21 protein-coding genes and 3 tRNA genes are annotated in these 22,709 nt (G+C 56.8%); 18 read left to right on the forward strand and 6 right to left on the reverse strand.

Going from position 1 to position 22,709, the window contains the following annotated elements; all coding sequences use genetic code 11:
• Window positions 1-7: 7 nt before the first annotated feature.
• The 3 genes from BLP93_RS03360 (at window position 8) to BLP93_RS03370 (ending at window position 1,590) form a co-directional block, all read left to right on the forward strand.
• Window positions 8-880 (forward strand): menaquinone biosynthesis protein, encoded by an 873-nt coding sequence (locus tag BLP93_RS03360; RefSeq protein ID WP_092117217.1) that lies wholly within the window; start codon window positions 8-10, stop codon window positions 878-880.
• Between the two features lie 78 nt (window positions 881-958).
• Window positions 959-1,405 (forward strand): hypothetical protein, encoded by a 447-nt coding sequence (locus BLP93_RS03365; protein ID WP_092117219.1) that lies wholly within the window; start codon window positions 959-961, stop codon window positions 1,403-1,405.
• Between the two features lie 109 nt (window positions 1,406-1,514).
• Window positions 1,515-1,590: transfer RNA gene (locus BLP93_RS03370), tRNA-Thr, on the forward strand.
• Window positions 1,591-1,872: 282 nt separating this feature from the next.
• Here the strand turns inward: BLP93_RS03370 and BLP93_RS03375 are convergent.
• A complete protein-coding gene (locus BLP93_RS03375; RefSeq protein WP_161946180.1) occupies window positions 1,873-3,561 on the reverse strand; it encodes an aspartate:alanine exchanger family transporter in 1,689 nt (562 codons plus the stop codon).
• Between the two features lie 207 nt (window positions 3,562-3,768).
• On the opposite strand from BLP93_RS03375, the gene BLP93_RS03380 reads away from it, so the two are divergent.
• Complete coding sequence (locus BLP93_RS03380) at window positions 3,769-4,311, forward strand: class I SAM-dependent methyltransferase (RefSeq protein ID WP_092117223.1); 543 nt, start codon at window positions 3,769-3,771, stop codon at window positions 4,309-4,311.
• A 45-nt stretch (window positions 4,312-4,356) separates the two neighbouring features.
• Here BLP93_RS03380 and tmk read toward each other — a convergent pair whose 3' ends face one another.
• Both tmk and BLP93_RS03390 read right to left on the reverse strand, forming a co-directional pair.
• Entirely contained in the window at window positions 4,357-5,007 is a 651-nt protein-coding gene (gene tmk, locus BLP93_RS03385; protein ID WP_092117225.1) for a dTMP kinase, read from the reverse strand.
• Window positions 5,008-5,226: 219 nt separating this feature from the next.
• Window positions 5,227-6,315 (reverse strand): 3'-5' exoribonuclease YhaM family protein, encoded by a 1,089-nt coding sequence (locus BLP93_RS03390; protein WP_092117227.1) that lies wholly within the window; start codon window positions 6,313-6,315, stop codon window positions 5,227-5,229.
• Window positions 6,316-6,463: 148 nt separating this feature from the next.
• Here BLP93_RS03390 and BLP93_RS03395 point away from each other — a divergent pair, with 148 nt between their 5' ends.
• The 14 genes from BLP93_RS03395 (at window position 6,464) to BLP93_RS03465 (ending at window position 17,502) form a co-directional block, all read left to right on the forward strand.
• Complete coding sequence (locus tag BLP93_RS03395) at window positions 6,464-6,712, forward strand: 4Fe-4S dicluster domain-containing protein (RefSeq protein WP_092117394.1); 249 nt, start codon at window positions 6,464-6,466, stop codon at window positions 6,710-6,712.
• A complete protein-coding gene (locus BLP93_RS03400; protein WP_092117229.1) occupies window positions 6,696-7,859 on the forward strand; it encodes a 2-oxoacid:acceptor oxidoreductase subunit alpha in 1,164 nt (387 codons plus the stop codon). Before BLP93_RS03395 ends, BLP93_RS03400 begins: the two co-directional genes overlap by 17 nt.
• A 12-nt stretch (window positions 7,860-7,871) precedes the next feature.
• Window positions 7,872-8,705: a 2-oxoacid:ferredoxin oxidoreductase subunit beta gene (locus tag BLP93_RS03405; RefSeq protein ID WP_092117231.1), complete on the forward strand. Its 834-nt coding sequence runs from the start codon at window positions 7,872-7,874 to the stop codon at window positions 8,703-8,705.
• Window positions 8,702-9,286, forward strand: a complete 585-nt coding sequence (locus BLP93_RS03410; RefSeq protein WP_092117233.1) for a 2-oxoacid:acceptor oxidoreductase family protein — start codon at window positions 8,702-8,704, stop codon at window positions 9,284-9,286. Before BLP93_RS03405 ends, BLP93_RS03410 begins: the two co-directional genes overlap by 4 nt.
• A complete protein-coding gene (surE, locus tag BLP93_RS03415) occupies window positions 9,271-10,032 on the forward strand; it encodes a 5'/3'-nucleotidase SurE (protein ID WP_092117235.1) in 762 nt (253 codons plus the stop codon). The genes BLP93_RS03410 and surE overlap by 16 nt, the downstream gene beginning before the upstream one ends.
• Before the next feature lie 394 nt (window positions 10,033-10,426).
• The gene (locus BLP93_RS03425) at window positions 10,427-11,602 is read left to right on the forward strand and encodes a homocysteine biosynthesis protein (protein ID WP_092117239.1); all 1,176 of its coding nucleotides are present in this window, start codon (window positions 10,427-10,429) and stop codon (window positions 11,600-11,602) included.
• 91 nt (window positions 11,603-11,693) lie between these two features.
• A complete protein-coding gene (locus BLP93_RS03430) occupies window positions 11,694-12,809 on the forward strand; it encodes a DUF362 domain-containing protein (RefSeq protein ID WP_092117241.1) in 1,116 nt (371 codons plus the stop codon).
• A 485-nt stretch (window positions 12,810-13,294) separates the two neighbouring features.
• Window positions 13,295-13,612: an FmdB family zinc ribbon protein gene (locus BLP93_RS03435; RefSeq protein WP_092117243.1), complete on the forward strand. Its 318-nt coding sequence runs from the start codon at window positions 13,295-13,297 to the stop codon at window positions 13,610-13,612.
• 145 nt (window positions 13,613-13,757) lie between these two features.
• Complete coding sequence (gene purB, locus BLP93_RS03440) at window positions 13,758-15,065, forward strand: adenylosuccinate lyase (RefSeq protein WP_092117245.1); 1,308 nt, start codon at window positions 13,758-13,760, stop codon at window positions 15,063-15,065.
• A gap of 106 nt (window positions 15,066-15,171) precedes the next feature.
• A complete protein-coding gene (pyrE, locus tag BLP93_RS03445; protein ID WP_092117247.1) occupies window positions 15,172-15,732 on the forward strand; it encodes an orotate phosphoribosyltransferase in 561 nt (186 codons plus the stop codon).
• Complete coding sequence (locus tag BLP93_RS03450) at window positions 15,716-16,312, forward strand: hypothetical protein (RefSeq protein ID WP_092117249.1); 597 nt, start codon at window positions 15,716-15,718, stop codon at window positions 16,310-16,312. The genes pyrE and BLP93_RS03450 overlap by 17 nt, the downstream gene beginning before the upstream one ends.
• Before the next feature lie 296 nt (window positions 16,313-16,608).
• Window positions 16,609-17,115 (forward strand): hypothetical protein, encoded by a 507-nt coding sequence (locus BLP93_RS03455; protein ID WP_139162903.1) that lies wholly within the window; start codon window positions 16,609-16,611, stop codon window positions 17,113-17,115.
• 230 nt (window positions 17,116-17,345) lie between these two features.
• Window positions 17,346-17,421: transfer RNA gene (locus tag BLP93_RS03460), tRNA-Lys, on the forward strand.
• 5 nt (window positions 17,422-17,426) lie between these two features.
• Window positions 17,427-17,502 (forward strand) — tRNA-Glu (locus BLP93_RS03465).
• Window positions 17,503-17,950: 448 nt separating this feature from the next.
• Here the strand turns inward: BLP93_RS03465 and BLP93_RS03475 are convergent.
• The 3 genes from BLP93_RS03475 to BLP93_RS03485 form a co-directional block, all read right to left on the reverse strand.
• Complete coding sequence (locus BLP93_RS03475) at window positions 17,951-20,554, reverse strand: TIGR03960 family B12-binding radical SAM protein (protein WP_092117255.1); 2,604 nt, start codon at window positions 20,552-20,554, stop codon at window positions 17,951-17,953.
• Window positions 20,555-20,649: 95 nt separating this feature from the next.
• The gene (locus tag BLP93_RS03480; RefSeq protein WP_092117257.1) at window positions 20,650-21,009 is read right to left on the reverse strand and encodes a hypothetical protein; all 360 of its coding nucleotides are present in this window, start codon (window positions 21,007-21,009) and stop codon (window positions 20,650-20,652) included.
• A 96-nt stretch (window positions 21,010-21,105) separates the two neighbouring features.
• Window positions 21,106-22,353 carry an MFS transporter gene (locus tag BLP93_RS03485; protein ID WP_092117259.1) on the reverse strand — a complete coding sequence of 416 codons (1,248 nt, stop codon included), beginning with the start codon at window positions 22,351-22,353 and terminating at the stop codon, window positions 21,106-21,108.
• Between the last annotated feature and the right edge of the window lie 356 nt (window positions 22,354-22,709).

Below are 22,709 nucleotides of genomic sequence, written 5' to 3' on the forward strand. Positions count from 1 at the left end.
CGGCTTCATGCTCCGGATCGGACGCATTGATTATCTGAACGTCTGGCCGCTCTTTCAGGGCCTGCGGATGAGAATGGAGCCTGACGTTCGGGATCAGGTGCGCCTAGTCGCCGGACATCCGTCTGAACTCAATGTTGCTCTGGCATCAGGGGAACTGGACATCGCTCCTTCCTCTTCATTTGAATACCTGCTCCACGCGCAGAGATACAATCTGCTGCCCGATCTAAGCATCTGTTCCCATGGGTCTGTGCGCAGCGTGCTCTTGGCGTGCCCTTTCTCGCCGCGGGAAATGCCGGATCGACTTGCCGGAGGACTGCAGGTTGGGCTATCCTCCGCTTCAGCCAGTTCAGTAGCATTATTGCAGGTATTATGGCGATTTTTCTGGAAATGGCCTGAACCGGAATGGGTGGAACTTCATCCGGGTGAGGGATTGGCCACGGGCAGGCCGTTTCTGGAGATAGGCGACCTCGCCCTGCGTTTGAGCTGTGAAATGCCCCCAGGATGGCACCTAGTGGACCTGGGTCAAGCATGGAGGGATTTCACGAACCTGCCGTTTGTCTTTGGGGTCTGGATGGTACGCCGCGATCTGACTGCGCAGACCGACCAACTGCTTGACCATGTTGTGAAGGCCTTGCATGCCGCGGCCAACGAGTTTACCAGGGATCCCTGTGCCGCGGCGACGCAAATTGAACGCCCGACATGGTTGCCCGTGGAGAACCTGAAAGAGTACTGGCAATGCATCCGATATTCCTTCGGCCCTCAAGAGCAGGCCGGACTGATGCTTTTTGGCGATTATATCCGCCGCCTGGGCCGAATTCCCGCGGTTCCGGGGCTCTCTTGGAGCGTCCCGATGAAGCGCGACAAACATCTGGTTGCTTGATTCCGATGGAATCTTTGGGTAGTAGCGCAAATACGGTTGCGGACGATCTTATAAACAATGGAAACAGGAGGATTCTCAATGAGTGCTGCGGAACAACATGAAGCCAAGACCGACGCTCAAAAGCCCGGTTACAAGCCTATCGACGAAGAGGTCTTCGAAATGAAATCTGGAAGCGATTTTGGAAAAGTGGCTCTGTTTGTCGCATTGCTGGCCGTGATCCTGATGGTCATGCTGTATTTTTCCCAACAGCAAAACATCACCGGCATGAGCGATCAGCTGGGTGAAGTTCAGCAGGTAAGACAGGAAATTGTCGTGGTCCAGGATCAGGTCACCGCTCTGGAATCGGAAATGGAAGCCTTGAAGGGCCTGCCTGACGAAGCCAGGAGAATCATCATTACCAGTCTCCTCAATGAATCCGCGAGCAAGATCAACTACCTGAGCACCCGCATGGAAACCGAGGAACAGCAGGCCAAGTTGCAGGAGATCCAGAGAATGCTTGAGGAAGTTCAAGCCGGCATGGAATAATCATCTGGAGTATCTTTCTGATATAGATAAATTGGATTTGCATGATCAACCGGCAAGCACATGACGCATAGAGTTCAGTTGCTTGCCGGTTGATGAATCCGACATACACGCCGACGTAGCTCAGTTGGTAGAGCAGCTGATTCGTAATCAGCAGGTCGTCAGTTCAATTCTGATCGTCGGCTCCAAAGACAAACAAGGGTTTACAGTATTTGCTGTAAACCCTTTTTTCTGTTGCAAGTTCAAAAAGACGGTTTGTACTGAAATCCAGGGCATAAACTGTATTCTGAAGTTCGAGCCCAAACTCCTCGTAGCGTATAGGCTGCGGGCTATCTTTAGCGGAACTAGGTGAACACCATTTGCGGAGCTACTACCTGAAGTGGGTCCGGGCAACAGGTATCCCTACAGCAACTACATGGGCTTGAAGGAGCCGGCGGCGGGTTTCAGGTGCCAAAATCAATCCGGCCTGCTCAGAGGTAGATCAAAATGGTCCCGGCCAGTGCCAGCAGGACGTTGGCGAAGGTGTAGGTTCCGGCGTAGCCGAGGGCGGGGATGGGGCTTTTGGCGGCTTGGGTGACCACGTTCAGCGCCGGGGTGCTGGTCATGGCGCCGGTGATGGCTCCGAACAACAGTACGGGTTGTATCTTCAGCACGTATCGTCCGAAGAGGAAGCCGAGGGCCACGGGCGTGAGGGTGATCACCACGCCGCACAAGAACAATGTCAGGCCGACGGAGAAGAGGGCGTCCATGATTCCCGCGCCCGCCTTGACGCCGATGCCGGCCATGAAAAACAGCAGGCCCAGTTCCCGCAATATCCAGCGGGCGGCAGGGGGAACCCGACCAAATGTCGGATGCATGGAACGCAGGAAGCCGATGCAGATGCCGGCAAAGAGCAGTCCCCCGGCCGTGCCGAGTCCGACGGCGACATCGCCGATCTGAACGCTGATCTGTCCCAGGAGCATGCCGCCGACAATGCCGAAGGCAAAGGTCAACAGATCGGTCTGCACAAAGCGGCGCTCCACGTAGCCGAACTCGTTCACCAGCCGTTCCAGTCGATTCTTCAATCCGGTGATAATCAGCACATCGCCCTTCTCGACCCGGAAATCCAGACTCATCGGAAGCTCGATCTGGGTCCGAATGACCCTGGTGATGAAGCAGCCGTAGGCCGCCGGAATATGCAGTTCGCTGATGCGCTTGCCCACGGCTTCGGATTTGCTGATGACCACGGCCACCGTATCGATGGGCGTTTCCAGAAGCCGGGCGTCGAAGATTCCCGGGCCGAGATAATCGGTCAGCACTTCCAGTCTGGGCAGAGGCCCGGCAACAGAGACCTTGTCGCCCTGTTGCAGTTTTGTCTGGGCGTCCGGCAGGAAGATTTCCTCGCCTCTGTGCACCTGCTGGATCACGCATCCGGTGGTGCGCACGAATTGCAGATCCCGGAGCGGGCGATCGACGATTTCCGGGTTGGTAACTTCAAAGGCCCGCACCCGCAGGCTGCGGGTTTCTTCCAGATCCTGCTCCTCGCTATCGTCCGCGCTGAACCCCGGCCGACTGTCCTGGGCCATTTTGGCGGCTTCGGCGGGCAGATCAATACGCAGCAGCAAGGGTAAAAAGCGGATGCAGGCGATCAGTCCGGCCAGACCGAAAAGGTAGGTTATGGCGTAGCTGGCTGTAAGATCTCTGAGCAGGATGTTCACCTGTTCAGCGGACAGGACCTGGGCCAGTCCTTCCCGGATGCCCGCCTCGGCAGCGGCCAGGGTCGGCGTGCTGGTCAGGCCCCCGGCGAGCAACCCGGCAATCATGCCCGGTCCGAACCCCAGCATTTTTCCCATCAGCAAAACCGTGCCCATGGCCCCGGCAGCCACAACCAGGGACAGCATAAGGTATTTCATGCCGTCCTGGGCAAAAACGCTGAAAAATCGCGGCCCGGCCTGCAGACCCACGGAATAGATGAACAGGACGAATCCGATCTCCTGGACGGCGTGAGGGACCTGAAAACCGTAGTGGCCGAAAAACAGGCCGGCCAGCAGAACACCGGATGTGGCGCCGACTTCAAAGCCGCGCCAGTTCAGGTTTCCGACCAGATAACCCAACCCCAAAACGAGAAAAAAGACCAGTAAATGATTGGCGTGCAGCAGGGAAGCGATATCGATAACCATGTCGGAAATCGTAAATCCATTCAATTTTGAATGCAAATCCGAGATGTTGACGATTATGGCTGACAAAGCCAAGATAACCGATGTATCAGGAAGCATATAGGCATGAGGGCGGCGAGTGGTTGAAAAAGACTCGTTTCAGGTCGTATGGGCAGTACGCCGGAGCGGCTATGCTAGAGCGGCAACCTGAAGATGAGTGCAGAGGAGAAAATGGAAGAAAACAAGGCAAAGGAATCTGCACTGCTCAGGGCGTGGCGCTCTCTGCTTGATCCGCAAAAAATCCCCGGTCCCGTGCTGGATCTGGCTTGCGGCGATGGGCGTAACGGCATTTTCGCGGCGCGTCTGGGGTTGCCGGTCATCTGTTGCGATCGTTCCCGGCAGGCCCTGCGTCAGGCACGGGCAGCGGCGAGGGACGCCGGAGTCACGATCAGACTGTGGTGGAAGGATCTGGAGGTTGAAGGCCAACCTCATCTTCCCGCAAACGCTTTCGGCGCGGTATTCGTTTTCCGTTACCTGCACCGGCCCTTGATGCCGGAAATTCTCCGGGCTGTAAGGCCGGGCGGCTACGTTTTCTACGAGACGTTCACGGAGGGGCAGACCAGGTACGGGCCGCCGCGCAACCCGGCACATCTGCTGAAACCGGGCGAGCTGGCCGTAATTTTCGCGGAGTGGGACAGGCTGGAGTATTTCGAAGGGGAATTGCAAAACCCCGACCGGGCCATGGCGCGTATCGTGGCTCGGAAGCCGGGATGAGGTTGGTCTTTAGCCCGGACCGCGGCGGGTCTCGAGACGCAGCAATCAGGCCGGTTGCGTTTTCAGGCCGAGTCTGGCGGAAAGAAGCGGCAGGATTTTGCTGAAAACCTGATCCGGGGAACCGTTGGCCGGAATTACGGCATATCGGGTGCGATCCACGGCGGAGAGGGCCAGATATCCATCCCGGATGCGTTGATGAAAGGCCAGGCTTTCGGCCTCGAAGCGTCCTTCGCTTTCGCTTTGATCCTGCTCCTCATTGCGGCTGCGGGCTCGAGCAAGCCCTGTTTCCACGGGCAGATCCAGGATGATGGTCAGGTCCGGCAGGCATCCGTTCACGGCCACTTGATTCACGGCATGCAGCATCTCCAGGTCCAGGCCCCGGCCATAGCCCTGATAGGCCACCGTGGAATCCGTAAACCGGTCGCAAAGCACGATCCGGCCTTCGGCGAGCGCGGGACGAATGACTTCGGCCACGTGCTGAGCGCGATCGGCCAGATACAGGAACAATTCGGCGTGGGCCGTCAGGTCGGCTCCCTCCCGGCCCAACAGCATGGCTCGCAACCGCACCCCCAGCTCGCATCCGCCGGGTTCCCGTGTCCAGACGACCGGAACGCCGCTGGCCTGAAGATGGTCGCGAACCATCCGACTCTGCGTACTCTTCCCGCAGCCTTCAATGCCTTCAAATGTGATGAACATTGTTTATTCCTGTTAGATTATCGCAATACCAACTTAATCAAACTTTTAAACCGCCTTACCGATCCCGCAACCCCACGAACTATCCAAGGAGTTTCATCCTAACAATCGCAATCGGAATCATAATCGAAATCGTAATCGCAACCAACAGCGTTAGGCTGAAAACCGACCCACCTTCAAACCCCAACCGCGGCAAATCAAAAAATCAAAAAAACAATTCTCCTATTCATGCTCCCCTGCAGCTACGCCGTTGTCCGGAGCATCAGCGGATTGCAACTGGTCCAGGAAATTCAGGACGCCGGGGCGTTCCCCTCGGATTGGCGTTGAGGGCCGCTTGGTTTCGGGTTTGGGTGTTTGGTCCGGGCGGAACATTTGCCGTTCCAGGCTGCGTTGATAGGGGGTCCAGGAAGTGTCGTCGGGCAGGGCGTCAACGAGCAGGGCGGTCATGTTCACCTTGGCGTCCAGATTGTCAGCATAATGCAGGATCAGCGCCTCCATGGTCTTGGGCCGCCTGGGCGAGCCGTAGGCGTACTCGCCGTGATGGCTGATCAGCAGATGCTTGAAATGCAGCTTTAATCCAGGGGAGATGTCCGTCCTGGCTAAGAAAGGCTCCAGAATCTCGATTCCGAGCATAATATGGCCCAGGAGCCTTCCCGGATCGGTGTAATCGCGCTGGATTCCGGCGCTCAACTCCCAGGCCTTGCCCAGATCGTGGAATATTGCGGCGACCAGCAGGATTTCCCGGTCCACCTTGGGATAGAGCTCACTGATGGCCATGCACAGACGGCATACGGCCAGGGTGTGCTCCAGGAGTCCGCCGATATAGGCATGGTGCATGCTTTTGGCCCCGGGAGCGAGGAGCAGCCGGGAACGGATCTCCGGCTCCCGCAGAACCTTGCGGCAAAGTTTGCGCCATGGCCCATGGAGCAGTTCCCGCTTGCACAATTCTTCGATCTCCAGCAGCATTTCTTCCGGCTCCCGGACGCTGCGGGGCAGGAAAAGCGACCAGTCGATCTCCTCCGGAGCGATGGTCAGAGGTTCCAGGCAGTCGATTCGCAGTTGCATCTGCTCCCGGAAGAGATCCACCGCGCCGCAAACCCGAACCAGTTCGCCCACCGGAAGCTCGGGATAATTCTGACTGGCGGGACTCCAGATTTTTCCATCCAGCGCCCCGCGGGCATCCTGCAGACGGACCTGCCAGTAGGGACCGTTCCGCGCCTGCCCCTGCCTGGCTTCCACGAGGACGAAAATCTCGTCGATCTTGGCGCCGGCTTGAAAATCCGGGATGAATAATTTTTTTTGCGCAACCATGTTGATATCCTTGAGGGGTTGAGCTAAGGGCTAAATTCCGTCTTCCGAAAAGAGGGCGGTGCGTATGTGTGCGATGCATGGCTGCCGGCCTGCATTCCGAGTCGCTGGGTTCATGGCGACGGACCTGTTCAACGCATGTAGCGCGGTTATGACCAAAAAGAAAGAATCAGCTGAAGTCTCCATCTATCCGGACTGGTGCAAGGGATGCGGAATATGCGTCGCCTTCTGCCCCGGACATGTCCTGGAACTGGGACCGGACGGCAAAGCCAGGGCAATCCAGGGAATAGAATGCCGGAACTGCGGGTTTTGCGAGTATCACTGCCCGGATTTCGCCATTGTGGTGAAGACAAAACGCAGCACAGCCAAAAAAGAAGTCGACCATGCCCATGAAGGTTAAAAAAAATCAGCGCAAGGAAGAACGAGCCATTTTCGCGCTGGGGAACGAGGCTGTGGTGGAGGGCGCCCTGCTGGCCGGGTGTTCCTTCTTTGCGGGGTATCCCATCACCCCTTCGACGGAAATCGCCGAAATCATGGCCGACCGCCTTCCGAGAATCCCTGAAGGCGTCTTCATCCAGATGGAGGATGAAATCGCCAGCATGGGAGCGATCATCGGCGCCTCCCTGGCCGGCCGTAAATCCATGACCGCCACATCAGGTCCCGGTTTCTCCCTGATGCAGGAACACATCGGGTATGCGTGCATGACCGAGGCGCCCCTGGTCATTGTGAACGTCATGCGCGGCGGTCCGAGCACGGGGTTGCCCACCAGCCCGGCGCAGGGCGACGTGCAACAGGCCAGATGGGGCACCCACGGCGACCATTCCATTATCGTCCTCTCGGCCAGCGACGTGCAGGAATGTCTGGATATGACGGTCCAGGCGTTCAACCTGTCGGAGAAATACCGCAGTCCGGTCATTCTGCTGCTGGATGAAATCACGGCGCACACCCGGGAGAAAATCCACATCCCGAACAAGGACACCTTTGAAATTTTTTCTCGGATCAAGCCTTCCATGCCGCCGGAATGGTTCGTGCCTTATGAGGAGTCCATGCGCGGCGTGCCGCCCATGCCCGCGCTGGGGGAAGGGTACCGCTTTCATGTCACGGGGCTGACACATGACGTCAATGGATACCCCACCTCGCGGCCCGAGGAAGTGCAGAAACTCATGCAGCGGCTTTTCCGGAAGATTGATCAGTTCTTCTACGACATTCAGATTGTTGAAGAAACCGCCTGTGACGATGCCGAAGTCCTGGTCATCGCCTATGGCTGCGTGGCCCGATCCGCTCATCTGGCCGTGCTGCAGGCGCGGGATCTGGGCATCAAGGCCGGGCTGCTCAAGCTGAAGACGCTGTTTCCATTTCCCCGGCCGGCCGTGGAAAAGCTGATCCGGCAATGCCGGACCGTGATCGTCCCGGAAATGAACATGGGGCAGATGTCCCGGGAAGTGAAGCGGGTGAACAACGGCCACAGCCAGGTCCGGACCTTGAACCGCATCGACGGCCAGATCATCACTCCGGCGGAAATTCTCAAACAGCTCCAGAAGGCATGAACGGTAACGATCATGGCAGAAGTAACTCAATTGATTCATCACTACCTGCGGCACAATAAACGATTTCCGCACGTACTCTGCCCGGGCTGCGGCCACGGCATCGTTCTGGGCTCCCTGGTGCGCAGCGTCCACCAGCTCGGGCTGACCAAGGACGAAGTGGTCATTGTGGCCGGAATCGGCTGTTCCGGGCGGATCGCGGTCTATGTCGACTTCAATACCGTGCATACCACGCATGGCCGAGCCCTGACCTTTGCCACGGGAATCAAGATGGCCAATCCCAAGCTGAAGGTCATCGTGGTCATGGGCGACGGCGATGCCCTGTCCATCGGCGGCAATCATTTTCTGCACGCGGCCCGGCGCAACATCGGCCTCACCGCCTTGATCCTGAACAACAACATCTACGGGATGACCGGAGGACAGACGTCCTCCACCACGCCGGAGAGCAGCTACTCCACCACCAGCCCCTTCGGGCAGCAGGAACAGTCCTTCGACATCGTCAAACTGGCCAAGGCCGCGGGCGCTCCCTACGTGGCCCGCAGCACGGTGCTGCACGTCAAGTTGCTGGACCGGGTCATCACCACGGCTCTGGAGCGTCCCGGCTTCAATCTCGTGGAGGCCCTCACCCCGTGCCACACCCAGTACGGCCGCAAGAACAAGTTCAAGACCACCGTGGACATGTACAAGTGGTACAAGAAAAACGCGATTCCCATTGATGCGTATCAGAAACTTCCGGAAGCCGAGCAGGCATTGCGCACGCCCATCGGCATCATCTCCGAAGAAACCAGGCCATCGCTTGAAGAGCGGTATGCCATGATGAAATCCCGTTTGGAGGGAGCAAAGTCATGAAAACCCCTCAAGAGATTCAACGCTTTGAACTGCGTCTTTCCGGCCTGGGCGGACAGGGCATACTGACCCTGGGCAAGGTGCTCGGCGCGGGTCTGGCCCTGGAAGAGGGCTACTACGTGGCCCAGACCCAAAGTTACGGACCCGAAGCCAGGGGCGGCGCCAGCCGCTCCGACCTGGTGATCAGCTCCCATCCCATCAGCTATCCCAAGCCGGAACAGCTTGACCTGCTGGTGGCCCTGAGCCAGGAAGCCTGCAACCAGTACTACCGGAACCTGAAAAACGGCGGATTCCTCCTGGTAGACGATTCCCTGGTCAAGCAGACCCCGACCAACATCTACTGGGGGCTGCCCTTCACCACGCTGGCCAAGGACAAGCTGGGCATTGCCCAGGCGGCCAATATGGTGCTTTTGGGCGCTCTGGCCCACCTGGTGCCTTTCATTCTTCCCCGGGCCATGAAAAAAGGGCTGGAAACCAGCCTCTCGCCAAGATTTCTGGAATCCAACCTCAAGGCCTTTCAGCTCGGACTGACGCAGGCCAAGAAAAAATACCCGGATGTAGGTACGCAATGGACATCCTCCTGACCAACGACGACGGCATCTATGCTCTGGGGCTGCGCGCCATGTACCGGGCCCTGCGCAAGGCCGGCCATACGGTGCATGTCGTGGCGCCGCTGACCGAACAATCCGCCGTGGGGCACGCCATTACGCTGAGCATGCCGCTCAAGATCAAGGAGATCCGGGAGTCGGAATTCCAGGGCATCGGCGTCTTCGGCACGCCCGTGGACTGCGCCAAGCTGGCCTTGAGCACGCTTTTGGGCTCGCCACCGGATGTGATCATTTCCGGGATCAACAACGGGGCCAATGTGGGCGTGGATATTCTCTATTCCGGAACCGTTTCCGCGGCCACGGAAGGCGCCCTGGCCGGGTTGCCGTCCCTGGCCGTGTCCATGGACGACTTCCATCCCGTGAACCTGGACCCCCAGGCGGAGTACACCGCCCGGTTGCTTGAGGAGCTGGACTGGTCGTCGTTGCCCAGGCGCTGCCTGTTGAACCTGAATTTTCCCAAGTGCGATCTCGCGTCCGTTCAGGGTTTGCGGTTCTGCCCCCAGACCCAGGCCGTCTACCATGACAAGCACGACCAGCGCATTGATCCGCGCGGAGGCGGGTACTATTGGCTGCACGGAGAAATTCCCGCCAGCGACGTCGGACAGGACACGGACCGCGGCCTGCTCAGCCAGGGCTTCATCACCCTGACCCCCCTGCGCTTCGACTTCACGGACTACGCCACCATGGAGCACCTCCAGCGCACCATGGGGAAGTCGGTGTAATTTCCGTTACTAATCGGAATCTTAATCTTAATCTTAATCGCAATCGCAATCGCAATCGAAACCTGGGACCACCGCACCCGTGATTCGATGGCTCCAGGCTCAAGCTAGACTTGGCCAGGGCTTCGAGCTGGGATTATAGTTTTTGGGCATTTAATGCGCTAAAACCTGATCCACGATATTACACCTATCTTCCGGCCGTCCCATGACAAGACGTGCCGCACTGGGGTGCGGCGGTCCCAGGGGGCGATTGCGGATGCACTGAATTGTGGAGAAGATACGATTTCGATTTCGATTTCGTTTTGGATTTGGATTTGGATTTTGATAAATACGAGAGATGATGTGCTTTTGAACTTCAAAACCTGGAACCGATAGCGGTATCCAAACATTAATATCCATGAGTGAACAGAAAAAAGTCAGGAAAACCGTCCGGGAGATCAATGACCGGATTCGGAAAGGACAGGCCGTGGTGCTTACGGCCAAGGAAATGATCGACGCCGTGAAATCCATGGGCAAGGTCAAGGCGGCCCAGGAGGTGGACGTGGTCACCACGGGCACCTTTTCGCCCATGTGTTCCTCGGGTATCTTTTTCAATATCGGCCAGCCGGAACCGCCCCTGATCAAGGCGGGCAAGATCTGGCTGAACGATGTACCGGCCTACGGCGGGCTGGCCGCTGTGGACGGTTATCTCGGGGTGACCGAGCCGGCCGAAGACGACCCACTGAACAAGGTTTTCCCCGGCCGTTTCAAGTACGGCGGTGGCCATGTGATCGAGGATCTGCTGAATGGTCAAAAAGTTCGCGTCCGGGCCGCGGGATACGGCACGGACTGCTATCCCCGCAAGTTGCTGGAACGGGAAATGGCCCTGGAGGACTTTCGCAGCGTGGAGCTTCTGAACCCGCGCAACGGCTACCAGAATTACAATTGCGCCGTGAACTTCGGCGAAAAGGTCGTCTATACCTACATGGGGCCGATCAAGCCACGGTGCGCCAATGCCAATTACGCAACTGCCGGCGCATTGAGCCCGCTCTTCAATGACCCTTACTTCCGGACCATCGGCCTGGGAACCAAGATCTTCCTGGGCGGGGGCGTCGGCTGGGTTATCGGCGCGGGAACCCAGCACAATCCCAAGCCCAAGCGAACGCCGCGGGGCATTCCTCTCACCCCCTCCGGAACATTGATGGTCAAGGGCGATCTTAAAGGCATGCAGGCCCGCTACCTGCGCGGCGTGAGCTTTCTCGGGTACGGCTGTTCGCTGAGCGTGGGCCTGGGCATACCTATTCCCATTCTGGATGAGGAGATGGCCTGGTTCACAGGCGTGGCGGACGAGGACATCATGATTCCCATTGTGGACTACGGCCATGATTATCCCCACGGCGTTCCCAAAAATCATGGCCATGTGAGTTACGCCGAGTTGCGCTCCGGAACGATCCGCGTGGGCGACAGGGATACCGCCACCGTTCCTTTGACCAGCTATACGTATTCCCTGGAAATCGCCCAAACCCTCAAGCAATGGATCGAGCAGGGAGCCTTTACTCTTGGTGAGCCCCAGGAGATGATTCATTCCGAGTGAGCGCGCCGGATCGTCGACGGATCGGCTTGCCGGATCACCTGTTGAGAAGCAGCCCATCCAAGATTGATCATATTGCGAATATGGAGCCGACATGACCAGCGAGGTAGTTTTCTGGGACCTGCGCACGACCCGCAAGGCGACATATGAGGTGAAATTGCGCCGCCTGCTCAAGGCCGCGGGAGTGTCCGACGCAGTGCGTTCCGGCGATCTGACCGCGGTAAAGCTGCATTTCGGAGAATCCGGGACCACCGGTTTCGTCTCGCCCCTGTGGCTTCGGCCGATCATTGCCTTTTTACGCAAACTCGGATCCAAACCCTTTTTGACGGATACCAACACTTTGTATGTGGGCAACCGGGGCGAGGCGGTCTCGCATTGCCTTCAGGCCGCCATGCACGGTTTTGATCCGCTTCTGCTCGGGGCGCCGGTGATCATTGCGGACGGCCTGAACAGCCGCAACCAGGTCACGGTGCCTTTTTTGGGACGGCAGATCCGGGAGGCTCATCTGGCCGGGGATATCCTTGCGGCCGATTCCCTGCTGACCATATCGCATTTCAAGGGCCACGAACTGGCGGGTATCGGCGGAAGCCTGAAAAACATGGCCATGGGGTGCGCTACCCGCCAGGGCAAGATGCATCAGCATGGCTGCCTGGCCCCCATGGTTCACGCCCAGGAGTGTCGAGGCTGCGCTTCGTGCGTGGGCGTCTGCGCTGCTGGGGCTCTCCAACTTGATGAAGATAACAAGATTCATTTAAGCCCGGAATTGTGCGTCGGCTGCGGCGCATGCCTGCACACCTGTCGGAAAAACTGTTTTGCCATTGACTGGAAGACCGACATCACCGCGTTTATGGAACGGATGATGGAATATGCCGCGGCCGTTGTGCGGTCCATGACGAAATCACGGGCCTGCGCGCATATCAGTTTTGTCACCCAGGTTACTCCGCAGTGTGATTGTGCCGGGTACAGCGACAAACCCATCTGCCCGGATATCGGCATCCTGGCTTCGCGTGATCCGGTTGCCCTGGATCAAGCCTGTCTGGACATGGTCAACAAGGCCGAAGCCCTGCACCCCAGCCACCTCCCCCCGGGGCTTGCGGCCGGCGAGGACAAATTCCGGGCCATGCACCCGCACGTCCCGGCGGATTACGGCCTGGACTACGCGCAGGACCTCGGACTCGGCTCCAGAAAATACCATATTCGGGAGATCTGAGGCCAGGTTTGAGAAAATCATCGAAATCGCTATCGCTATCGCAATCGGGAATTGTCGCTAACCGTAGCGTAACAGCCATTCGTCATCGAAGGTTGTCATACGCCTTGACGATCGTCATTCAGTGACCATTGGACTTTTTTTCGATTTCGATTTCGATTTCGATTTCGATATGGATTTCGATTGAAGGGGAAGTTTGGATCTCGGGTTTGTTTGATTCCGGGAGGTAGACATCATTAGTCGAAGGGAATATATACATCAGTCTTTATTTTATACATTCGTTCCATGCCAATGGTTCGGCTTTTTTAACTAATTTTCAATCATTTGGAGGATAAAATGGGCAGGCATAAGAAAATTGAGCGCAAGAAAGAACTGGATCGCCGCCGTCAACGCCGAGAAAAAAGGCTTAAGCAGCGAATCAAGGATGCAAAGGCTGCTAAATAAATTGCAACCCTTGTCAACTTTACTTTTCAAGGAGAGCCCAGAATATGCCCATTTATGAGTATCGCTGTCAGGAATGTCAGCAGGTATTTGAGCAATGGCAAAAGGATTACAGCGAACAGGACAAAACCTGTCCAGTCTGCGGAAGCCATGCGCAGCGTTTGATTTCGAATACTTCCTTCGTCCTGAAGGGATCCGGCTGGTATGTTACGGACTACTGTAACAAGGAGAATCCATCCAAGGGAAACGGCAAGAAGACCGAAGGCGCCGAGGCAGCGAAAGATGCGCCTGCCGCTCCTTCGGCCAAGCCTGCTGAGTCCTCGACGCCCGCCGGCACCGGTTCAAGTGCGTCTTCAACTGAATGACATTGATCGGCAGTCTTGAGGGACTGCCTTTTTCTTTCTTCAATATTTGCAGCCCGGGAGTCCGGCGAACATAATATGTCGCTATGCTCCACTCCTTGACAATCAGACAAATTATTCCCGCAAAGGCGGGCATCCAGGATTGAAGATGATTGACCGTTACACGCTTCCGGAGATGGGTCGTTTGTGGACCATCGAGTCCCGCTTTCAGGCTTGGCTTGAGGTCGAATTGGCCATTTGCGAAGGGTGGCATGTGCTGGGCGTCATCCCGGACGAGGACATCCAGTCCATCCGCAACAAGGCCGGATTCGATCTGGAGCGAATTCTCGAAATCGAAGAGCGCACCAAGCACGACGTCATCGCATTTCTCACCGCCGTGGAAGAAAAAACCGGACCGTCAGCAAGGTACATCCATCTGGGATGCACTTCTTCGGACATCGTGGATACGGCCAATGCCCTGCTCCTGGTAAGAGCCGGAAAGGCCATTGCCTCGGATCTGGACAGGCTGCTGGAGGCGTTACGCACACTGGCCTGGAAGTACAAGACGCTTCCGGCCATGGGCCGTACACACGGAATTCATGCTGAGCCAATTACCCTGGGATTGAAGTTCGCCGGTTTCTACGCTGAATTCGACCGCCATCGGCATCGTTGGCATGAAGCCGTTGAGAACATTCGTTTCGGTAAGATTTCCGGGGCTGTCGGCACTTATGCGCACCTGGAACCCGAACTTGAATCCTTGGCGTGTGAGCGACTTGGATTGAAAGTGGACCCCATTTCCACCCAGATCATCCAGCGTGACCGCTACGCTCAATACTTCACCACCCTGGCCGTCATGGCCGGGGGCGTGGAACGTCTTTGCGTTGAACTGCGCCATTTACAGCGGACCGAAGTTCGTGAAATCGAGGAAGGATTCGGCAAAGGCCAGAAAGGTTCATCGGCCATGCCGCACAAGAAGAATCCGATTTCCGCGGAAAACCTGAGCGGCCTATCACGCTTGCTGCGAAGCAATGCCCTGGCTGCCCTGGAGAACATGGCCCTGTGGCATGAGCGCGACATCAGCCATTCTTCCGTGGAACGAGTAATCATGCCGGATTCCACGATCCTGATGGATTACATGTTGCACCGGCTGACCGGCCTTATTTCCGGGATCCAAGTTCATGAGGAGAACATTACCCGAAACCTGAACGCTTCCCAGGGCCTTTTCTTTTCCCAGCGTGTTCTTTTGGCGTTGATTGAAAAGGGGCTGCAGCGCCAGGAGGCTTATGAATTGGTCCAGGCCCTGGCCATGCAGGCCTGGGAAGATAAAACGCCGTTTGCCGATCTGGTGCGCAAGAATGCGCGTGTCGTCGAATACCTTTCCTCAGCGGAACTCGGCGACCTCTTTGATCTGTCCTACTTTTTCCGACACGTGGATTTAATATTCCACCGGGTATTCCCCCAGGACGCCAAGCACTAACTAGGTGGCTTTCTGGTTTTTTGCGGCTTAAGTCATTGTTGAAGTACAAGTCGCCGATTTGAAATTTAATATAACACCTGACCCCATTGTGCTGCCAGGAGGCGATGTGAACGATTGGCGCAAAAAATTGGCTGCCCTGCTGCTTGCAAAATCCTATCTGGAAAAGGATGTCGTGCTGACTTCCGGCAAGCGCAGCAATTACTATTTTGACTGCAAGCAGACCGCGCTGCATCCCGAAGGCGCATTTCTTATCGGCAGCCTCTTTGTGGAGATGCTGCGGAACGAACAAATCCATGGCGTGGCCGGAATGACCCTGGGCGCCGACCCGCTGGTCACGGCCACATCCCTGATGGGCCGAATGCAGGGTTTTACCTGGCCGGCCATGATTGTGCGCAAGGAATCCAAGGGGCACGGGACCAACAGTTACCTTGAAGGCGTGGCCAATTTTCAGCCCGGCGACCGAGTGGCAGTGCTTGAAGATGTCGCCACCACCGGCGGCAGCGCCCTTCGAGCCTGCCAGAGGCTGGCGGACGCCGGATACAAGGTCGTTCGTGTTTGTTGCATCCTGGACCGCGAAGAAGGGGCCGCGGATGCTCTGTCGGCAGCCGATCTTCCCTTCAACGCCCTTTTTACACGGAGCCAATTATTTCATGAGGCTGACTCGTAGCCTGATCTTGTTGCTGCTGATCTGCGTGGTTTCGCAAGCCGGGTGCCGGTTCCGTTCCCTGCCGGAAATGCTTTGGCCTGATCAGCATGACTCGTATTTTCAGCTCACTGAAGCGTGGAGCCGTTCTGGGGTTGTCCGGCACGGACTTGAATCGGAAACCCGGGTTGTGGCCCTGTTGAAGTCTGAAGAGTGGAGAAGGGGATACGTTCAGCGCTACGCGGAAACCTTTGCATTGACGGATGCTGAGGCGGAGAAGATGCTTGCGGATCAGCTCCGCGCCGCTGGGGAGGAAACGGAATTCGTCCTGGCCGTTGCCAGCACCTACCCTGAAGATGCCCGCCTGACCCACCGCTTGACGCAATGGCGGATTCTGCTTCTGGAAAATTCGGATCAGACCGTATCTCCTCTGGAAATTCGTCCCATGGAAACCCATCGGTCAAAACTTGAGGCTTTCTATCCTGAATATCACCCCTGGCAACGCTACTACACAGTTCGTTTCCCTAAAAAAGATCGTCCCCTGGTGATGGTGTTTACCGGCCCGAAAGGCCAAACCCAGCTCACATGGCCAGAGTGGATCTGAGCTTTCTCGATTTTTTCCAAATTCGCAGAGCGAATCATGATCTTTTCATGCTTCCATCTGACGACAACTGATTCCCATTTGCGACTCCGAAGAGGTTGTTTGTGAACAAGGACGATAAACTCAGCCTGATCATCATGCGCGATGACAGCCCGGTTCGTCGATACAGGTTCAGGACAGCATGGTTCAGGCTTTTTCTCTGTGCCCAGGTTTTACTGCTCCTTTCGGCTTTTGTCGGCGCCTATGCCGGATTCACCTATTGGGGACAGCACCTCGAGCTTGTGAATGCAAATAAAGCATTGCAGGAAGACATTGCCGATAAGGCCATCCGTTTGGAACGGCTGCAAAACATCCAGGAGATCCTGAACACCAGTGACCCAGGGGAAATCCAAGCCTTATTCAGCGCAGTAAGCAAGGAACGGCAGGCAAACGCTCCGGTAATTAACCTCCAGGATGTCTTCCATTCACATGATATGCAGATGGCGGGGGTGTCAAATCTGCAACTCAGTCATGTCGGCGATGATCTGCGCATTCAATTCGAACTGAACAACTTGTCTGACGGAACGCTTTCCGGCTCAATCCAAATCTATTTCGTCACCCAGCAGGCAAACGTGATCGAAGCCAGGGGTGATGAAAACGAGCTGACCTTTGAAATTCAACGCTTTCGCAGAGTCAATTCGCTGCTGAAACTCCCCTCAGGAATGGAATTTGAGGCGATTTTCGCTTTGAGAGTGGTCATTGGCAACGACGATGGCGACGTGCTGTTTATCCAGTCCTATCCGGTGCACAACATCCTTACATCGTGACAATCATGCAGCATGTTTTCGCCCACGCTTTACTCGAAGCCGGGCATTCCCCAGTCTTCATATTGTCTCCGCGGGAAAGATTGTCGATCGACACTGTCTCCAGGCCAGTCTTGCCCGAAAAACAAGCTCCAACACTGATTCATGAATTAGCCGAGCAACCGCGTTACTCGCAATTATTGTCCGGCAAAACTTGACATGACTACTTACAGGACGTAAAAGTCCCCTTTTTAGGGCCGTTAACTCAGTCGGTAGAGTATCTGCCTTTTAAGCAGAGAGTCGAAGGTTCGAGTCCTTCACGGCCCACCATTCCAGTCCCCATCGTCTAGTGGCCTAGGACGCTGGCCTCTCACGCCGGTAACAGGGGTTCAAATCCCCTTGGGGACGCCAAAGAAATCAAAGGGTTGCAAGCTGCAAAGCTTGCAACCCTTTTTTCTTTTCAACCAAGCTTCCGACAATGGTTTGATGTGCTTTACTGGCGCCTAGAAGGGCGCATCGTTATCCTTGATGGCTTTCTGTCGGCTTTGGGAGCTTTCTGGCGGCTTTTTTGCGTTCCAGGTCCGCCATGCTCTCTTCGAATGGAACTCACATTGTCCGGCCGATCCTTGTCCGAACCGTTTGAAGTACAGATTGGTGATGAAATCCGGAAGGGGGGCTTTTCACGTTTGCTGGTCGTGGGTGGGCCAGTGAATCGAATTTCTTCGGGTTCATGCCTAACTCCCGGGCCATCTGAATGTGGGCGTGGGACAGCTTGAAACGCTTGCGGGCTTCGATCCAAGGGATGAATTTGTAAGGGATTTCTTCATATTGGATCATTTTCTTCTGAACGTGACTTATATCAGCTCTCCCCGGTCACATCTCCTTCGGATCGGATTTTGGTCAACCTGGTATGCTCGAAGGAGAGTTTCTGGGTGACGGCGCGGATGGCGATCCAGGGGTTGAGGTAGTCCTCCCGGAAGTCGAAAACCAGACGCAACCGATTATCGCCCAGGAAGCGTATTTCCCGAAAGAGCGGGCGGAGGTTGATCCGGCGGGTGCCGCGTTTGGTCTTCTTTTCGTAATCGAAGTGTTCCAGATCCTGGAACGCCCTCCATTTGGCCATGATCTCGGAGATCTCCTCCCGTCGGGACGGTTCATGTCCGGTGCAGTGGAGCAGGTATTCCTCAAAAGGAGGTTGGGCGGCCCGGGCTTTGAGGGGGGCTTCTTCCACTGCCCGCAGTTCCAGGCCTTTGGGCATTTCCGGTGCGAGTCGCAGATGCACTTGGGTTGCGGTCATGGGGCTGCGCAGGACAATGATCATTTCCTCATGTGCGCTGCCCACGCCCACGGGCAGGGCTCGGGCGAAGGACATCCGGGGCATGGGGTGAAAGCCCTGGGAAAAGCTCATGGGAATGCCGGCCCGGCGCATGCATCGCTCAAAAAGCCGGGTCAGTTCCAGTTGGCTGAAATGCACTGCCGGCCCCAGTTTGCAATAGGTGATACGGAAAGCCGCGGCCTTGGATCCCAGATCGTCCTGGCCCTGTTCACCCGATTCGCAGTCTTCCGGTAACCTGACAGCCGGGATGGGGACTGGCATTTCCGGGTCCTGATCGATTCGGGGCCGGATATCCAGGTTTGTCTGGCGCTGAAGTGCGGTCTTGACCCTGGTCGTGGTGCACACGCCGCACCCCAGGCATTTGCCCTGCCGACAGTCCGGAGTGGTTTTGGCCGCAAGGGCGAGGCGTCGTTCCCGCAGCAGGTAGGAGCGGCGGATGCCGCTGGAAATGTGGTCCCAGGGCAGCGGTTCCTCCGGACTTCTGGCGCGCAGATACCACGCCGGCTCATGTCCGCACTCCTGCATGGCATCCAGCCAGGACTGCAGTTCCAGAGAGTCCGACCAGCTCGAAAAAAGAGCCCCCTTGTGATAGGCGCGTTCCACCACATCGGCCAGGGCGCGGTCTCCCCGGGAAAAGATCCCTTCCAAAAAACTCATTTCCGGCATGTGCCAGCGCATGGTCAACCGCTTGTGCGGCCGGAACATGTCCTTGAGCCGGTTCAGGCGGTACCTGGTCTCTTCGAAGGAAATTTGTTCCTCCCATTGGAACGGAGTCTGAGGCTTGGGGACAAAGGGCGAGATGGCCGCGGTGATCTGCAGTCGCTTGGCCCGCTCGCCGCCCGTGGCCGCCACCTTGAGGCAGAGATCGACGATGGCCCGGAGATCCGCGTCGGTTTCCGTGGGCAGCCCGATCATGAAATAGAGCTTGACCGAGGACCAGCCCCGGGAAAACAGCTCCCGGGTATGGGTGAGCAGGGCTTCCTCGGTGACGTTCTTGTTGATTACGTCCCGCAGGCGCTGGCTTCCGGCTTCCGGAGCCAGGGTGATGCCGGTTCGCCGGATGTCGGCGATCATGTCCAGGACCTCGCCGCTGACAGATCCAACGCGCAGCGAAGGCAGAGATAATGAGACCTGACGTTGGCGGCAAAGGGTGAAGCTTTGCTGGAACAAACTGTCCAGGTGGGAAAAATCTCCAGCGCTGAGGGAAAGGAAGGAGAGTTCGTCAAAGCCGGTGCGGCTCAAGGCCTGGTCGAGGATCCGGCCAAGATTGTCCAGGCGCCGCTCCCGGACCGGGCGATAGATCATGCCGGCCTGACAAAACCGACAGCCCCGGGTGCAGCCGCGGGAAATTTCAATGCTCAGCCGGTCGTGGACCACAGGGCCGAAGGGAACGACCTGGGCCGCTGGAAAATCCACCGTGTTCAGGTCCGGCAGAATACGCTTTTCCACCTGGGTGTAGTCCGAATGCATGGCCTGAAGAACCGCCGTCTTCTCCGGCGAGTCGTCGGACCACGTCTCCTGGAAGAATTCCGGGATGTAGCAGCCGGTGATGTTTCGTGCGGCATGCAGAACCTGCTTTCGCGAAAGCCCTTGGGCTTTTGCTTCGGCAACCAGCGCCAAGACGTCGGGCAGCGCTTCCTCGCCGTCGCCGGCCACGAACAAATCAAAAAACGGAGCGACCGGCTCTGCATTGAAAACCACCCCGCCTCCGCCGAGAATCAAGGGGTGGCTTGCATCACGGTCCTTGGCCCGGAAGGGAATGCCGGCCAGGTCCAACATGTACAGGATGTTGGTATAGCACAGTTCGTGGGTCAGACTGAAAGCCAGGACATCCATCTTGCGCAAAGGAGTGTCGGATTCCAGCGTGCACAGCGGCGTGGCGGTGTCGCGAAGCATCTGGGCGGCCTCTCGCGGCGGAGCAAAGGCGCGTTCGGCCCAAAACCGCGGGTGCGCGTTGACCAGGTGATAGAGAATGCGGCCTCCGAGATAGGACATGCCCACCTCGTACAGATCGGGAAACGCCAGGGCGATCCGGACATCCACGTCCGCCGGATTCTTGTGCACGGCATTGGGCTCGGTGCCCAGATACTGGCTGGGCCGCGGAAGCAGGGGGAGAAGTTGTTGCATGTCTGGTCTCAGAACAAGCAAAGGGCGGCGGTGTTGCTGTTTCCGCCGCCCTTTGAAATGTCAGGGAAATATGATGAGAGTTTGTTGAACAGATATTATTTGATCAGGGACATTCCTGATCCGCCAGGTTTTCCGCCGGGGCCGCCCATGTTCTTCAGACGTTGAAGATCGCCGGGGGAGGACAGGGTCAGATTGCTGCTGGCTTCCAGATATTTGGTTTTCAATTCATCCGGGAATGTCTTGTACACGTACATGACATGGTCCAGGGAAATTTCTCCGGTGATTTCATTCTCAAAAGGGTAGCCGAAGGGCAACAGCATCATCTGCACTCCTCCGCTTTGGGTGGGTACTGTCTGAATAACGGCAATGTCCTTCAGTTTACGTTCGTCTTCCTCCCATTTGCCGAGAGCCAGATCACCGGTGATCAGTTTAACCAAGCGGATATCATACGCCATGGATCGTTCTCCTTTGTCGGAAAAAGTGATAAACAAGGCAAACTATGGACTGAAAACGCTGCTGTCAAGGAAGGATCAAGATGATTCCAGCCACGGTCAGGAAGTCTGCCCTGTGGTCGGATCAGGCTGCTGTTGCTCTTCGAGACCGGAAATTTTCAAAGCCCAGGTCAGGGCGGCGGATCCGAAGATGATGCCTCCCAGGATCATAAATCCCAAAGGAAAAAGGTCGTGGTCGCCGAATATGCCGAGGCCGGCCGGGATCAGTCCGCCCCCCGCGAGCACGGCCATGGGAACGATCAGCGAGATGGCCAGAGGTCGAGTCTGGGCGGGAAAGATCATGGAAAGAACCGCAAAGCCTGCCGGGAAGAAGCAACCGGCCATGGTCGGCTGGATCAGAACGGACAGCGTGACCCAGCTGCCCGGCAAAAGGCCGAAGGTGATCGTCGCGATACCGGTCAGGGCGACAAATATGCGCAACGCCGGAATGGGACCGAGCCTGTCCACGATCATTCCGGCCCAGAAGACCAGGAACAGGCCGGAAAACCGGGAGGCTGCGAGCAGGTAGTTCACCCAGTCCGGGGGCATGTCCCTGGAACTGACGAGATAGAGGGGGGTTTGGGAGTAGACGCCTTGGGTGGCGCCGATGGCCAGGGCGAAAAATACGGCCAGGATCCAGAATTCCTTTTGGCCCAGGGTTCGCAGATAGGCGGCGGGTCGCGGCGGGATGCTTTTTTCACGGCCGCTGGAACAGAATCTGAGAAAAAAAAGGACGGCGATCAGGGAGAAAACAGCATTGCCGGCCAGGGCTGTTCGCCAGTTCAGGCCGAGACTGGTCAAGAGTTCGGCAATGAGGGGGGCAACGACGAAACTGAGATTGGGCGCCAGTTCATGGATGGCAATGGCCTTGCCCCAGTTGGTCGGCGGCACCATGGAGGTGAGCACGGCGAATCCGGAGGGAAAGTACAGCCCCCCGAACAGACCGACCAGCAAGAGATAGGCGCGCAGCCAAAACAGGTTCGGACTCAATGCCGCCAAGGCCAGGGAGACCGTGATGCCCACGGCGGAAACGACGATCACCTTGCGATGTTCCAGGCGGGAGGAAAAAAAACCGGATCCCAGCAAGGCGATGCTGTACCCCAGGGAGACGATGAAGAAGAGTTCCCCCGCTTCCGCCTTGGTCAGGTCGAAATCTTCGCGGATCTGGAGCAGGAACGGGGCCAGGATGACCCGGGTCAGAAAATTGATGAAAAATATTCCGGTCAGGCTGAGCAATCCGGGTACCACGGATCGAAATGGCGGAAGCGTTGCGTTGTTTGGAGCGGCGGAGATGGCTGGAGTCGGCATGGTATTTCCGGTTATGCCCAGAATGCTATGTTTTCGAGTTCACTTTGAAGTAACCAATCAGCAATTATGATGCGGACTTGTTTGTTAACTTCTTTGCAACTACTCGCCAGCGGTCCGGTTTGTCTCGATTTTTCGGCCTCGCAACTCCTTCGTCGGCTTCGTAGCATCGAACCATTGCGTGAATAAACAGCATTTGGCGCTTTAAGCGCCCGGCAATGGTTCAATGAACGAATCCTGACTCAGTCAGACAGGCGATGCCAAAAAATCGAGACAAGCCGGACCACTTTATGCCATGTAATCAATAGTGCTGAATAATTAAACTTTTTTCGACACTTTATGTCACCACGAAGGACTCA

It is taken from the genome of Desulfonatronum thiosulfatophilum (assembly GCF_900104215.1).
GTDB classification, from domain to species: Bacteria; Desulfobacterota; Desulfovibrionia; order Desulfovibrionales; family Desulfonatronaceae; genus Desulfonatronum; species Desulfonatronum thiosulfatophilum.